Origin of the sequence: Agarivorans albus (genome assembly GCF_019670105.1) — a bacterium.
Classification (GTDB): Bacteria; Pseudomonadota; Gammaproteobacteria; order Enterobacterales; family Celerinatantimonadaceae; genus Agarivorans; species Agarivorans albus.
This window is the reverse complement of record NZ_AP023032.1, coordinates 681691-696533: the sequence shown is the minus strand read 5'-3', so window position 1 is coordinate 696533 and position 14843 is coordinate 681691. Positions and strand designations below refer to the sequence as shown.

The 14843-nt window shown below is 45.7% G+C and carries 13 protein-coding genes; 1 reads left to right on the top strand and 12 read right to left on the bottom strand.

What is annotated here, in order from left to right:
- Position 1: 1 nt before the first annotated feature.
- The 3 genes from mutT to K5620_RS03360 form a co-directional block, all read right to left on the bottom strand.
- Entirely contained in the window at positions 2 to 406 is a 405-nt protein-coding gene (mutT, locus tag K5620_RS03370) for an 8-oxo-dGTP diphosphatase MutT (RefSeq protein WP_016400793.1), read from the bottom strand.
- A gap of 66 nt (positions 407 to 472) precedes the next feature.
- A complete protein-coding gene (gene secA / locus K5620_RS03365; RefSeq protein ID WP_016400792.1) occupies positions 473 to 3190 on the bottom strand; it encodes a preprotein translocase subunit SecA in 2718 nt (905 codons plus the stop codon).
- A 35-nt stretch (positions 3191 to 3225) separates the two neighbouring features.
- On the bottom strand, positions 3226 to 4149 hold the full coding sequence (locus tag K5620_RS03360) for a M23 family metallopeptidase (RefSeq protein ID WP_040306933.1): 924 nt from the start codon (positions 4147 to 4149) through the stop codon (positions 3226 to 3228).
- A 17-nt stretch (positions 4150 to 4166) separates the two neighbouring features.
- Between K5620_RS03360 and K5620_RS03355 the strand changes: the two genes are divergently transcribed.
- A complete protein-coding gene (locus tag K5620_RS03355) occupies positions 4167 to 4622 on the top strand; it encodes a DUF721 domain-containing protein (RefSeq protein ID WP_016400790.1) in 456 nt (151 codons plus the stop codon).
- 22 nt (positions 4623 to 4644) lie between these two features.
- Here the strand turns inward: K5620_RS03355 and lpxC are convergent, their stop codons facing one another.
- The 9 genes from lpxC to murD form a co-directional block, all read right to left on the bottom strand.
- The gene (gene lpxC / locus K5620_RS03350; protein WP_016400789.1) at positions 4645 to 5562 is read right to left on the bottom strand and encodes a UDP-3-O-acyl-N-acetylglucosamine deacetylase; all 918 of its coding nucleotides are present in this window, start codon (positions 5560 to 5562) and stop codon (positions 4645 to 4647) included.
- Between the two features lie 108 nt (positions 5563 to 5670).
- Positions 5671 to 6822, bottom strand: a complete 1152-nt coding sequence (ftsZ, locus tag K5620_RS03345) for a cell division protein FtsZ (RefSeq protein WP_016400788.1) — start codon at positions 6820 to 6822, stop codon at positions 5671 to 5673.
- 38 nt (positions 6823 to 6860) lie between these two features.
- On the bottom strand, positions 6861 to 8117 hold the full coding sequence (ftsA, locus tag K5620_RS03340; RefSeq protein WP_016400787.1) for a cell division protein FtsA: 1257 nt from the start codon (positions 8115 to 8117) through the stop codon (positions 6861 to 6863).
- A complete protein-coding gene (locus K5620_RS03335; protein ID WP_016400786.1) occupies positions 8098 to 8853 on the bottom strand; it encodes a cell division protein FtsQ/DivIB in 756 nt (251 codons plus the stop codon). Before K5620_RS03335 ends, ftsA begins: the two co-directional genes overlap by 20 nt.
- 2 nt (positions 8854 to 8855) lie before the next feature.
- Complete coding sequence (locus K5620_RS03330) at positions 8856 to 9779, bottom strand: D-alanine--D-alanine ligase (RefSeq protein ID WP_016400785.1); 924 nt, start codon at positions 9777 to 9779, stop codon at positions 8856 to 8858.
- Positions 9779 to 11233, bottom strand: coding sequence for a UDP-N-acetylmuramate--L-alanine ligase (gene murC / locus K5620_RS03325; RefSeq protein ID WP_016400784.1), 1455 nt, complete (start codon positions 11231 to 11233; stop codon positions 9779 to 9781). Before murC ends, K5620_RS03330 begins: the two co-directional genes overlap by 1 nt.
- Before the next feature lie 4 nt (positions 11234 to 11237).
- Positions 11238 to 12320 carry an undecaprenyldiphospho-muramoylpentapeptide beta-N-acetylglucosaminyltransferase gene (gene murG, locus K5620_RS03320; protein WP_016400783.1) on the bottom strand — a complete coding sequence of 361 codons (1083 nt, stop codon included), beginning with the start codon at positions 12318 to 12320 and terminating at the stop codon, positions 11238 to 11240.
- Complete coding sequence (ftsW, locus tag K5620_RS03315) at positions 12313 to 13518, bottom strand: cell division protein FtsW (RefSeq protein ID WP_016400782.1); 1206 nt, start codon at positions 13516 to 13518, stop codon at positions 12313 to 12315. The genes murG and ftsW overlap by 8 nt, the downstream gene beginning before the upstream one ends.
- Positions 13515 to 14819 carry a UDP-N-acetylmuramoyl-L-alanine--D-glutamate ligase gene (gene murD / locus K5620_RS03310; RefSeq protein WP_016400781.1) on the bottom strand — a complete coding sequence of 435 codons (1305 nt, stop codon included), beginning with the start codon at positions 14817 to 14819 and terminating at the stop codon, positions 13515 to 13517. The genes ftsW and murD overlap by 4 nt, the downstream gene beginning before the upstream one ends.
- Between the last annotated feature and the right edge of the window lie 24 nt (positions 14820 to 14843).

Genomic DNA, 14843 nt, shown 5'->3' with positions numbered 1-14843 from the left:
CTTAGGCTAGAAAGTCGGGTTTAAGAATTTGCGCCAGAATAGGCTCATTTGCATCTGGAAATGCCAAGTTAGCTAGCTTGGTTCTGCTTACCCAACGAATCTCTTGTTGTTCAGCACCCTGAGGCTCACCCTCAAAGCGAGTAAGTGTATAAACATCTAAACATACCTTTTTATCGCCATAGTCGTGCTCAACGCGAATAAGAGGCTTACAGCTAGTTGTATCAATGTTAATCCGCAGCTCCTCTCGCAATTCTCTCGCTAAAGCTTCCACTGTTGACTCTCCAGCCTCAACTTTACCGCCGGGGAATTCCCATTTTCCGCCTTGATGCTGTTGCGGGTTACGTAGGCTAAGTAAGATCTCTTCGCCTTTAACAATTACACCGACAGCTACATTTACAACCTTCACTGAGTACTCCTTGAGTTGATAAAAAAGGAGAGCCTAAGCTCTCCTTTTTTGTTGCCAAACTAAGCCTTAAGAAAGTTTACCATGACATTGTTTGTACTTTTTACCTGAGCCACAAGGACAAGGATCGTTTCGCCCTACTTTTTGCCCTTCACGAATAACGGTCTTACCCGCTTCGCTTGCTTGCTCATCAGCTTGCTGGGCTGCTTGTTGCTGGCGGAATTGCATCGCGCGCTGCTCGGCTTCACGACGTTTTGCTTCCATTGCCTCAACTTCTTCAGGCGCTTGCACTTGCACACGGCTCAAAATGCTCACTACGTCAAGTTTTAGCGCCTCTAGCATTTGGGTAAACAACTCGTAAGACTCACGCTTGTATTCTTGCTTAGGGTTCTTCTGAGCGTAACCGCGTAAGTGAATACCTTGACGTAGATGGTCCATCGCCGCTAGGTGCTCTTTCCAAAGTTGATCTAAGGTTTGCAACATCACCGATTTTTCAAACTGTTTAATCGCATCTGCACCAACTTTATCAATTTTTTCTTGGTAGTCAGCGACAGCAGCTTCGATAATTTTTTCGCGAAGCTTGTCTTCGTGTAATTTGTCATCTTCATCCAACCACTGCTGAATAGGAAGATTTAAACCAAAATCACTCTTCAAGCGCTGCTCTAGCTCGCTAACTTGCCACATTTCTTCAAGCGATTGTGGTGGAATATACTCATCAATAACCGACGAATAAACATCTTCACGAATCACTTCAATGGTTTCTGAAATACTATCGCTATCCATTAAGTCATTACGCTGCTCGTAGACCACTTTACGTTGGTCATTCGCCACGTCATCAAACTCAAGTAATGACTTACGCACGTCGAAGTTACGGCCCTCAACCTTACGCTGTGCATTCTCGATGGCACGAGTTACCCATGGGTGCTCGATAGCTTCGCCTTCTTCCATGCCTAGCTTCTTCATCATGCCAGTAACACGATCAGACGCGAAGATGCGCATTAAGCTGTCTTCCATAGATAAATAGAAGCGCGTTGAACCGGCATCACCTTGACGACCAGCACGACCACGTAGCTGATTATCGATACGGCGTGATTCATGACGCTCGGTACCAATAATATGCAAACCACCTGCTGCTAATACTGCATCGTGGCGCTGTTGCCATTTTTGCTTAACTTCAGCTAATTGCTGCTCTGTTGGGTTTTCGCCTAGAGCATTAATTTCAACCTGTAAGTTACCACCCAACACAATATCGGTACCACGTCCCGCCATGTTGGTTGCAATGGTCACTGCGCCAGCTACGCCGGCTTCTGCAACAATGTCGGCTTCCTTTTCGTGGAACTTAGCATTAAGCACGTTATGCTTAATTTTCTCTTTCTTTAGAATGTTGGATAGCAGCTCTGAGTTTTCAATCGACACAGTACCCACTAGCACTGGACGCTCTGCTTTCACACACTCGCGAATATCGTTAATAATCGCTTGGTATTTTTCTTCCGCAGTCAGGTAAACCAAATCGCCTTGGTCATCACGTACCATTGGCTTGTTAGTTGGAACAACTACTGTGTCTAAACCATAAATTGATTGGAATTCAAAAGCTTCGGTATCCGCAGTACCAGTCATGCCTGAAAGCTTGTCGTATAAGCGGAAGTAGTTCTGGAAGGTAATAGACGCCAGCGTTTGGTTTTCGTTTTGAATTGGCACACCTTCTTTAGCTTCTACAGCTTGGTGTAAGCCTTCAGACCAACGACGCCCTGGCATAGTACGGCCGGTGTGCTCATCAACGATAACAATCTCATTGGTTTCACTAACAATGTAATCAACATTGCGCTCGAACAAAGTATGCGCTCGCAATCCTGCATTAACGTGATGCAGCAAGCTAATGTTAGCAGCGTTATAAAGTGAATCACCTTCTTCCAACATACCGCGCTGTTGCAAGGTTTCTTCAACAAAAATCTGACCGTTTTCTGTTAAATGAACCTGTTTGTTTTTCTCATCTAGGGTGAAGTGACCATCACCTATCTGCTCTTCGGTGTCCTCTTCCTCTTGGCGAACCAACAGCGGAATAACATCGTTAATCTGTTTATAAAGCTCAGAGCTATCTTCTGCAGGACCAGAAATAATTAGAGGAGTTCGCGCTTCATCAATTAAAATCGAATCCACTTCATCCACTACTGCGTAATTTAGCGGGCGCTGTACGCGTTGCTCTGGCGCAAACGCCATGTTGTCGCGTAAGTAATCGAAGCCAAACTCGTTATTTGTGCCATAAGTAATGTCGGCTGCATAAGCGGCATTTTTTGCCTCATGATCCATACCAGAAATATTTACTGCAACACTTAAACCTAAGTATTCAAATAAAGGACGGTTCCAATCAGCATCACGCTGTGCAAGGTAGTCATTCACGGTAATCACGTGAACGCCTTTACCAGTTACACCGTTTAGGTAAGCAGGCAATGTAGCGGTAAGCGTTTTACCTTCACCGGTGCGCATTTCAGCAATTTTGTTGTCATTGAGCACCATGCCGCCCAACATTTGCACATCAAAATGGCGCATTTCAAATACTCGCTTTGATGCTTCGCGCACCACAGCAAAAGCTTCTGGAAGAATCGCTTCAAGCGTTTCGCCTTTTTCCAAGCGCTCCCTAAATTCGCCCGCCTTAGCTTTAATTTCTTCAGCAGACAACTTTTCGTATTCAGGCTCTAGCGCATTAATAGTATTCACTACTTTGCGCATTTTTTTGATGGTACGGTCATTTCGAGTACCAACGATTTTTGTTACTAATTTACTAATCATGAAAAACTACTTTTGCTAAGACGAAATCCAATTTTCTAGGCACTGGCTTTGCGGTAAATAAACTTACTGGGATTTAGTGGACGACCATTTTTAAGCACTTCAAAATGTACGTGAGACCCGGTTGAACGCCCAGTGCTGCCCATTAAGGCAATCTCATCCCCTTTACTTACTACATCACCCTCTTTTACTAATACAGCTTTAGCATGCGCGTAACGTGTTACCATCCCGTTACCATGCTCAATTTCAACTAAGTTACCGTAACCAAAGCGACTTCCGGCCCAAACCACTACGCCGGCTCCTACAGAGCGGATTTTAGTCCCCTCTTTGCCCGCGATATCTACACCTTTATGGCGTGCTTTACGTTTGGTAAAAGGATCTATGCGGGTACCAAATGGCGAAGAAATCCAAATGCCCGGCCCTTTCGCTGGCCAACCTGATATATAACTACTATTTACTAGATGGTGACTTTGTTGCCAAGATTCAAGCAAATTAAGTGATTTTTTCTTAGCCTCGACTTGCTGCTCGAGCAAAGATAAGTCTAAAAACAGGTTGTTTGGTTGATGGCTGGTATCTTGAATGTCTAACATCGGGCCGCCCATCGGAGGCATTGACTCAAAATCAAACTCAGCAGCGAACTCGGTATCTTCAATCAAACGCGCGCCCAATGCATTAAGGCGAGTCATCTCAACTTGCATTTGGCCCACTTTAACCGCCAATTGACTATAACGGTGACGCAGTTGCTGCTCGAACTGCTCAAGCTTTGGCTCTGCTTTCAAACTATCCAGCTGCGATAACAACTGAGTTTGCTGCTTAGCTAAATTTTGATATTGCTGTACACCCCATAAGGCAATACTGCAAATAAGTGATACCAACAAAAACGCAAACCACGCTAAACGTAGCGGATTTAAACGAACAGTTCTTGTCTCGCCCTTATGGGCGTATACTAAAGTTAATTTCATACCTAACTATTAAACTTATGTCCAAACGACAGCACCAACCCATTTCGATAGAGCGTCTATTTCATCAGAAACAGTTTGCAAAAATCGAACAACCACTGCAGCAACGCGTTCAGTTACAGCAACTGGGTGGTGAAATTTTGGCACGCTACAAACTACAGCAATGCCGTATCGTTAATATGCGTCAAGGAGTCGCTATTATCGAGGCTCCTAGTTCGGCTTGGTTAACCCGCTTAAAACAGTTTCGATTCGATCTGTTAAGTGAGTTGCGAAAAGCCATACCAGGGGTTGTCAGTTTGGAACTTAAAATAAATCCCGAATTGAAAAACATTAAACCAGAAGCTGAGGAAAAAAGCACTGGAAAACGCCAGCTAAGCACCCAAGCAGCCAAACATATCACAGAATTAGCGAAACACGTACCGGATGAACTGAGGGAAAAGCTAGAAAAATTAGCGGCGCTGAGCGGAGAGAGTTAGTCAGCGCCGACAATATTGTTATTTAGAAACTGAATACCGGTTGTCGGTATGCAGCTGGTGCTTCGGCTTTGTCTTCGAAAGTAACAATTTCCCAAGCATGTTGTTGCTCAAGCATTGCACGCACTAGGTTATTGTTTAGTGCGTGGCCAGATTTATGAGCGCGTAAATGACCTAGGATGGGTAGTCCTGCCATGTACAAATCACCCACAGCGTCTAACAACTTGTGTTTAACAAATTCATCATCATAACGAAGGCCATCTTCATTAAGAATTCGATATTCATCTAACACTACTGCATTTTCTAAACTACCGCCTAAGGCTAGGTTCTTCGATTGCAAATACTCGATGTCACGCATGAAACCAAAAGTACGCGCGCGGCTAATATCTTTAACAAAGCTATCAGCTGAGAAGTTCATCGAAATCGATTGATTACGACCTTCCATTGCTGGGTGGTCAAAATCGATTGAGAAATCGATAGTAAAACCGTCATTACCCGGCAATAACTCAGCCCATTTATCTTCGTGTTCAACACGAATAGGCTGTTTAATGCGAATAAATTTCTTAGCCGCTGCCTGCTCTTCGATACCCGCAGATTGTAATAAGAATACAAACGGGCTTGAGCTGCCATCCATAACCGGAAGCTCAGGAGCATCAACGTCAATAATCAAGTTATCCAAGCCTAACGCAGCAACTGCAGCCATTAAGTGCTCTACCGTTGAAATACGGTTACCCGCATCATCGATAAGGCATGTACATAACATAGTGTCACGCACTAACTCTGCTTTTGCAGGGATCGTTACAACCGGATCAAGATCGGTACGGTTAAACAGGATGCCTGTATTTGCAGGAGCAGGACGTAAGACCATGGTGACCTTGTGCCCGGAATGCAAACCGATCCCTGTCGCTTGTACTGACTTTTCAAGAGTCCGTTGTTTAAGCATAAAAATTCCTCTGCTTTACGACCAATAAACTAGAATGGTCGGACATCTTAACATAAGTTTGAGACACATCACAAACTTTTGTCTAAAACTTCACCATTTCCTAACAGATTAATCTGCTTGGCGACGCAAAAATGCTGGGATGTCTAAATAGTCACCATCCCCTGCGGTATTACGCGGCTCAGCGTTCACAACTGCTGCAGGCTCTTCAACCATTGGCGCTGAATCCATAGGCGTAGTGCGAGCAACTGGCTCAGCATTTACTGCTTGTTGCTGAGGTTTAACGATAGAAATATCTGGGCGACGCTCTGCGCCAATACCAGTAGCAACTACCGTTACACGCAATTCATCACTCATTTCTGGGTCGATTACCGCACCAACTACTACCGTTGCATTCTCAGAGGCAAAACCTTTAACCGCATTACCTACAGTTTCGAACTCTTCGATGCTCATATCAAAGCCAGCAGTGATATTAACTAAGATACCGCGAGCGCCAGCTAAATCAACGTCTTCTAGTAATGGGCTAGAGATAGCTAGCTCAGCTGCTTCTTCAGCACGATCTTCACCAGATGCGATCCCGGTACCCATCATTGCAGTACCCATTTCACGCATTACCGTACGAACATCGGCGAAATCCACGTTGATTAAACCTGGGCGTGTGATTAGCTCTGCAATACCTTGTACAGCACCAAGCAATACGTTATTTGCTGCTTTAAATGCATCCAGTAAAGATACACCTCGGCCCAATACCTTTAACAGTTTGTCGTTCGGAATTGTAATCAAGGAATCAACGTTTTTACTAAGCTGCTCAATACCTTGCTGAGCATAGCTAGTACGTTTTTTACCTTCAAAGCCAAAAGGTTTAGTTACAACAGCAACAGTAAGAACACCCAATTCTTTTGCTACTTCTGCAACTACTGGTGCAGCACCAGTACCAGTACCACCGCCCATGCCGGCTGCGATAAATACCATATCGGCACCTTGCAGCTGGCTCATAATCGCATCGCGATCTTCCATTGCAGCTTCACGCCCTACTTCAGGGTTAGCGCCAGCGCCTAATCCTTTAGTGATAGCACCACCAATTTGCAGGGTGTTGTCTGCACCAGAATTACGCAATGCCTGAGCATCGGTATTAATGGTAATAAACTCTACACCTTCAATTGATTGTGCAACCATGTGCTCAACAGCGTTACCGCCGCCACCGCCCACACCTACAACTTTAATTACCGCTTCATCGGTATGACTATCCATAATCTCAAACATAGTTCTCTCTCCGCTTGATTTTCGCTATTTAGCAAAAACTAAAATTCACCCTTAAACCAACTGTGCAATCGCTTGGCGATATTGCTAACACTGCTAATGTTCTTTACTTCAATTGGTTTTTCACTTTGGTTTTCCATTCCGTAATGCAACAAACCTACTGCTGTTGAGTAAGTTGGCGCTTGTACGTATTCTGTCAGGCCAGCCACATTGTTGGCAGAGCCAACCCTAACCTGACACTGTAAAATCTTTTCGGCGCATTCAACCACGCCTTCTATTTGAGCCGCGCCGCCAGTCAACACTACGCCGGCACCAAGCTGCAACTTAGTCCCCTGCGCTTGCAAGTCTTCGGTAAGCTCATCGAGCTTGGCTTTAATCATGCCAAACAGTTCGCTATATCGTGGCTCGATAACTTCTGCCAAGGTTTGTCGTTGCAAACTGCGTGACGGCCTTCCACCCACACTTGGCACTTCAATGGTATCGTCTCGGCTTACCATGCTGCCTAAGGCGCAGCCATAGCGCACTTTTACCGCCTCGGCGTCGTTAAGTGGTGTGCCAAACACAGTAGCAATGTCACGAGTAACCGAGGTTCCTGCAAACGGTACTACCGAGGTGTGGCGCAGCGCGCCACTGGTGTAAACTGCGATATCCATGGTCCCTGAGCCAATATCAACCACACACACACCCAATTCTTTTTCATCTTCGGTTAACACCGCATAACTAGAAGCCAAGGCTGAAAATATCAACTGATCAACTTTCAAGTCACAGCGTTCTACACACTTAACAATGTTTTTAACCATGTCGTTATGGCAAGCAATTAAATGCACTTTTGCTTCCATACGAACACCAGACAAACCAATCGGATTTTTAATTCCTTCTTGGAAGTCGATGGCAAACTCTTGTGGCAATACATGTAGAATACGGTGCTCATCTGGCAATTTTACTGACTTAGCCGTATGAATCGCGTTATCTACATCATCTTGAGTGACTTCTTCGTCGCTAATTGGCACCATGCCCTTTTCGTTCAAACAACGAATATGACGACCAGAAACACCTAAGTAAACAGAACTAATTTTGCAATCAGCCATCAATTCCGCTTCTTGCAGCGCGCGCTGAACGGTCTTCACTACAGAATCAAGGTCATTTACACCACCTTTATCCATACCTTTAGCCGGATGACTACCTACACCGATAATGCTCATCTCGTTGCTAGGCAAAATCTCGCCAATTAAGGCGGTGATTTTGGCACTACCAATATCGAGGCCAACGATCAGTTTTCTATCCGTTACTTTGGTCATCTATTGCCAAACCTTCCTGTTTCTTCCATCCCACTGAAAATCCAGTGTCATAGCGTAAATCTATATAATCCACCGCATTCGGTTTTAATCTCGGATATACCGATACAAAACGCTCTATGCGATTTAACTTATCTTCTTTGCCCAGCTTTAAAACAATTCCGCTGGCTAATTCTACTTGCCATGCATGGCGCTCGTTTAGCGCCAAACTAACAATGCTTAACTGGCGAGCGTGCAATACTTGCTGCAGCTGGCGAAAAGTCGCTAGCACAGCTTCTGCCTGTTCATCGGGTCCACTTAGTGAAGCCAATGCTTTGGTCACTCGCTGTTGCGGCGCTTCAAAAATCTGCCCTTGCTGATTAAGCAAAGCGGCATTATTCCATCGCGCCACTACCTCTTGTTCTTGTAAAGCAATCGACAGTTTATCTGGCCATTGCTTACGAACGGTTACCTGCTTAACCCAAGGCAACTGCTCTAAAGCAAGCTTTACCTCAGAAACATCAAGGCTAAAAAAATTACCCGCTTCTGGCAAAGCCGCTAAGCTTTGCTGCAGTTCTTGATCGAGCACGTAATCACGTTTACCCGATACCAACAACCGAGTCATTGGACTCAATTGCTTATCACTTACACTGCTGTACACCGAGTGCACTGAGTAAGCCAAACCCAACAACACAACACAAAAAAATACCACTCCAGCCCAGAAGCTTGCTCGCTGCTTTTGCTGGTCACTTAGCGTCATGACTAGTGCGCCAAATCCAAAATACTGACGACAAGCTGGTCAAAACTTAAACCATGCTGCTTTGCAGCCATAGGCACTAAACTTTTTTCAGTCATACCCGGTGAGGTATTCACTTCCAACAAATACCAATTGCCTTGTTGGTCGGCCATAAAATCAACGCGCCCCCAACCTTCACAATCCACAGATTTAAATGCCTTTAAGGCAATATCGGCTAACTGTGACTCTTGCGCCTCAGTTAAACCACTAGGGCAGAAATATTCGGTAGAACTGCTTTGGTACTTAGCGCTGTAATCATAAAAACTATGTGGCGTTTGCATTCTAATTGAAGGCATTACCGTACCACCAACAATTGACACCGTGTATTCTGCGCCAGTAATCCACTGTTCAATCAATACTCTAGAGTCGTATTCAAAGGCATTTTCAATCGCTTCTTGTAACTCTTCAACACTGTTGGCTTTAGCCATGCCAATGCTAGAACCTTCTAGCGCCGGCTTTACAATAACCTCGCCAGATAACTTGGCTAAAATGCTCGCTGCTTCGTCTGGCTTGTAATTGTCTCGTTCAACAATCGCGTATGCCGCTGTTGGCAAGCCAATATTCTGCCAAATTTGCTTACAGCGAATTTTGTCCATTGCTAAAGCCGAACCAAGCACTCGACTACCGGTATACGGTAAACCTAAATACTCAAGTGCACCTTGTAAGGTTCCGTCTTCGCCACCTCTACCATGCAAGGCAATAAATACATGACTGTATTTTTTTTGCTTAAGCAAATTTAAATCAAAACCTTTGGTATCTACGCCTTCCGCATTAATACCAGCACGAAGTAAACCCGCCAGCACTGCGCTACCCGATTTTAAAGACACTTCACGCTCAGCTGAATCGCCGCCATACAGCACTGCTACTCGATTCATTCGTAAACTCGCCATTAACTTTCACTACCTTTAAGCTTGCTAATGTTTAACTGTAACTCGCCCAACTGACGCGCTAAAACGCCAATGTTGCCCGCGCCTTGGGTTAACACCACATCGCCATCTTCAATTACATCAGCCAATAAGCCATTTAGTTCACTCGGCTGTTTTACGTAGATGGGCTCCAAACCTCGCTGGCGCAGACTTCGACACAATGCCCGACTATCAGCACCGGCAATGACTTCTTCACCAGCCGAATACACCTCAAGCAGCAGCAAGCTATCTACTTGCGCTAATACATCCACGAAATCTTCATATAAGTCGCGAGTACGTGAATAGCGGTGCGGTTGAAATGCCATCACTAAACGACGCTCAGGCCAAGCGGCACGTGCAGCCTTAACCGTTGCCAGAACTTCTGTTGGGTGATGCCCGTAGTCATCCACTAGCAAGGCTGAGCCATTACCTGTCGCAAACTCGCCGTATTGTTGAAAACGACGACCAATGCCGGCAAAACGATTTAAGGCTTCTACAATTGCAGCATCTTCAATGCCGTCTTCGCTGGCTACAGCAATGGCTGCCGCCGCATTTAGGGCATTGTGCTCACCTGGCATATTCAACGATATATCAAGTTGCTCACAATCTTTGCGGTTTACCGTGAATGAGCAGCGATCACCTTGCTGAGCAAAGTGAGTAATACGAACATCAGCTTCTTCTGAGAAGCCATAGGTAATAATCTGACGACCAATTTGTGGCAGTAAAGCCTGTACACCTGGGTCGTCAATACACATCACCGCCACTCCGTAAAATGGCAAGTTATGTAAGAAGTCGATAAACGTTGCATGGAGCTGAGCTTCGTCACCGCCATAGGTTTCCATATGGTCGGGCTCTACATTAGTGACCACTGCAACCATTGGCTGCAAATGCAAAAAAGATGCATCACTTTCATCGGCTTCTGCAATTAGGTAACGGCTATTGCCTAAACGTGCGTTGGTACCTGCGCTATTTAACAGACCACCAATAACAAAAGTAGGGTCTAACTCTGCTTGCCCATAGATGCTGGCAATTAAGCTGGTTGTTGTGGTTTTACCGTGGGTACCGGCTACAGCAACGCCGTGACGATAACGCATCAATTCAGCTAGCATTTCTGCACGACGAACCACTGGAATACGCGCAGCTCTGGCGGCTTGTACCTCGGGGTTATCTTCTTTAATAGCAGTTGATACCACCACTACATTAGCACCCTCGATATTGCTTTCACTGTGCTCGAAGAACACCTCGGCGCCAACGCCTTGCAAGCGCTCTGTCATGGCACTTTCGGCTTGGTCTGAACCTGAGATTTGATAGCCCTCATTAGCCAATACCTCGGCGATACCGCCCATGCCGGCACCACCAATTCCCACGAAGTGAATTCGCTTCACTTTGCGCATTTCTGGAATCATGGTTCGTAATTTGGCTAACTCAACTTTACTCATCTAACTACTCTTTAATTAACGCTTGGCACACCGCTGCTACTTTGTCAGTGGCATCGGTGATTGCCTGCTTTCGTGCATTGCGAGCACAAGACAAACGCAATGCAGGATCAGCAAATTCATTCAGTACTGCAGCAATATTTTGCGGCGTAAATTCCGTTTGTTTTAACAAACGTGCGGCATCAGCTTTAACCAAAAACTGCGCGTTTTTGGTTTGATGATCATCAACGGCATAAGGCAGCGGAACAAAAATAGCCGGGATCCCCGCTGCAGCCACCTCTGACACCGTTAGCGCGCCAGCGCGACAGAGTATCACATCTGACCATTGATAGGCTGCTGCCATGTCATCAATAAATTCGACAATTTTAGGTGCTTCGCTCAAATTTTTATCAAGTTCTTGCTGACGGTAAGCATCCACTGCGCTGCTATGTTTGTTTTTACCCGCTTGGTGCCAGATTTTTAAATCAAGTTGGCTTTGTTTTATGCCCTCGGCTAACTGCTCGTTAAACACCTGTGCCCCTAAACTGCCGCCAATAACTAACAAGTTAAAACTAGCTGAATCACTTTCACTCTTTTCGTCTAAAGCTAATACCGACTCACGCACTGGGTTGCCAACCACTTCGGCTTTATCTAAGGCTCCCGGAAACGCCATTAGTACTTTGCTGGCAATTTTACTCAGCATTTTGTTGGTTACACCAGCAGCCGCGTTTTGCTCATGCAAAACCAATGGTTTTCCTAGCAGCCAGGCCGCTATACCACCTGGGCCACTGGCAAAGCCGCCCATACCTAATACAACATCGGGTTGATATCGCTTAATGACTGCTCGTGCCTGACGAACCGCGTTAAGCAATTTAAACGGCGCCGCCAGTTTGCGCAGCAAGCCATTGCCACGAACCCCTTTAATGCTAATAAAGTCGATAGGGTAACCATGTTTAGGCACCAATTGAGCTTCCATACGCTCGGCTGTTCCTAACCACGACACATCCCAGCCCTGCGCCGCCAATTTATCGGCGACAGCTAAGCCCGGGAATACATGACCTCCAGTGCCACCTGCCATTACTAATAGTTTGTTTTGCTTAGCATTAACCATGAGCATCTCTCTTATAGGCCTGACAGTTAGCCAATCGAAGTTCATGATCAATTCGCAGTAAGATAGCGACTGCTATCGACATCGCCAATAAGCTGGAGCCACCATAAGAAATCAACGGTAAGGTTAACCCTTTAGTTGGCACCAAGCCTGAAGCAGCGCCAACATTTACCATGGTTTGAAAACTAAACCAGATACCAATACCGCAAGCTAAGTAACCGGCAAACGCTTGCTCTGCCAGTAAAGCCTGCTTACCAATTTTCATGGCGCGGCTTACCAACAAAATAAGTAGCAACAAAACCGCACAGACACCTATAAATCCGAGTTCTTCGGCTAATACAGCAACCACAAAATCGGTATGCGCTTCTGGCAAGTATTCAAGCTTCTGAATAGAGTTCCCCAAACCTTCGCCTAGCCAGTCGCCTCGACCAAAAGCCATTAGAGATTGAGTTAACTGATAGCCACTACCAAAAGGATCTTGCCAAGGGTCTAGAAATGAAGAAACACGGCGCATCCGGTAAGGTTCTGCGATAACCAAAGTCACCACCGCTACCACACCGGTAAAAATCAAACCAAAGAACTGAATAAGCTTGGCGCCAGCTAAAAACAGCATGCCTACAGTGGTTACAAACATAACTACCACACTGCCCAAATCGGGTTGAGCCAGCAGCAATACCGCCAAGAAGAAAAAGACGATAAGTGGCTTTAAAAAGCCTTTTAAGTTCTCACGTACCTGCTCATGGCGACGCACTAGATAACCGGCTAAATATGTGAACAATGCAAGTTTGGCAAACTCGGCAGGCTGTACATTAATAGGCCCTAAGCCAATCCAGCGACTACTACCGTTAATATTACGGCCAATCAGCAATACCAATACCAATGCAACACCAGACAATAGCAGTAATTTGGCATTATGAGATTGCCACCATGCCAGCGGGATTTGCACCACAAAAGCCATAGCGGCTAAACATAACAACAAATAAATACCGTGCCGTTTAGCAAAACGGAATGGATCGTCGTTAATCGCGATGCCTTCTGGAATAGATGAAGATGCAACCATCACTAGCCCCATCACCATTAGACACAAGGCTAACCACAATAAATGACGGTCGAACAAAAGCGGCTCTTGGCTTTCTTTAGCGGCTGGGTTTAACCACTGTAAGGTATTCTCGAACCAAAGTGGTTTAGACATTACTTTCATAGCGCCTCCACCAGTTCGCAGAAGTGTTGCCCGCGCACTTCAAAATTCTTATACATATCCAAGCTGGCGCAGGCTGGAGACAACAAAACTATGTCACCCTCTTTTGCTTGTTGCTGGCACCAACTAAAACTCTCTGCCAAATTTTCTTTTAGCTCGATACGCTGATCTAAATCTTTAAAACGTTGCTTATCTTTACCAAAGGCAACAACGCCGGCAACGTGGCTAAAGGCAGCTTTTAACTCACTTAAATCGCCGCCTTTGGCATCTCCACCAGCAATTAACCAAAGCTGACCTTGGCCACCAGCTAAGCCATTTAAGGCGGCTAAGGTAGCGCCAACGTTGGTAGCCTTAGAATCGTTAATCCAAGCAATACCTTGTTTGCGAGCTACCAACTGACAGCGATGGGCTAAACCTTGGTAATTTTTTGCAGCTTGTAAACAAGCGTCAATGTTAAGCCCTGCTGCCTCTGCTAAGGCTAATGCAGCAAGTATATTGGCAAAATTATGGGTGCCAACCAGCGACAACTGATTGGTGGCTAATAGTGCTTGTTGCCCACGCATTAGATATTGCTGATCTTCACTTAAGCGATAATCAGCATCTAAATGAACAGAAAAACTCAAGCTGTGTTCGGGCTGGACTTGCGGCTGTGATAATTCGTCATCCAAGTTGATAACCGCATATTCAGCATTTTGGTAAACTGTTTGTTTCGCGGCAATGTAGTCGCCCATGCCTTGGTATCGGTCCATGTGGTCTTCGCTAACATTTAGCAATGTAGCGGCTTTAGCGCGAAGACTGTTGGTGGTTTCCAACTGGAAGCTAGACAACTCAAGAACATATAATTCGACCTGCGGCGAAAGCAAATCTAGGGCAGGCACCCCAATATTCCCGCCTACAGCAACATTAACCCCGGCGTGTTTAGCCATCTCGCCCAACAAACTAGTGACCGTACTTTTACCGTTTGAGCCAGTAATCGCAACGATGGGGGCTTCGGCATAGTGACAAAATAACTCAACGTCACCGATTAGCTGAACTCCAGCTTTCGCCAGGCTTTGTAACTCTGGCGTGGCTAAAGCAATGCCTGGACTAACAATCACCACGTCACATTCAAGCAATTGCTTAAGGGGCAGCTCGCCACACACCACTTGCAAACTAGAGGGTAGCGAAGCTAAGCCAGGAGGCTGCTGGCGAGTATCACAAACTAAGGGCAACACTTCGTGCTTAAGTAAAAAGCGCACAGAGCTAAGCCCGCTGGCACCAAGGCCAACGACCGCGTAGCGTAGTTGTGGCTGTAACTTACTCACTGTAATTACTCTTCCTATGCTTTA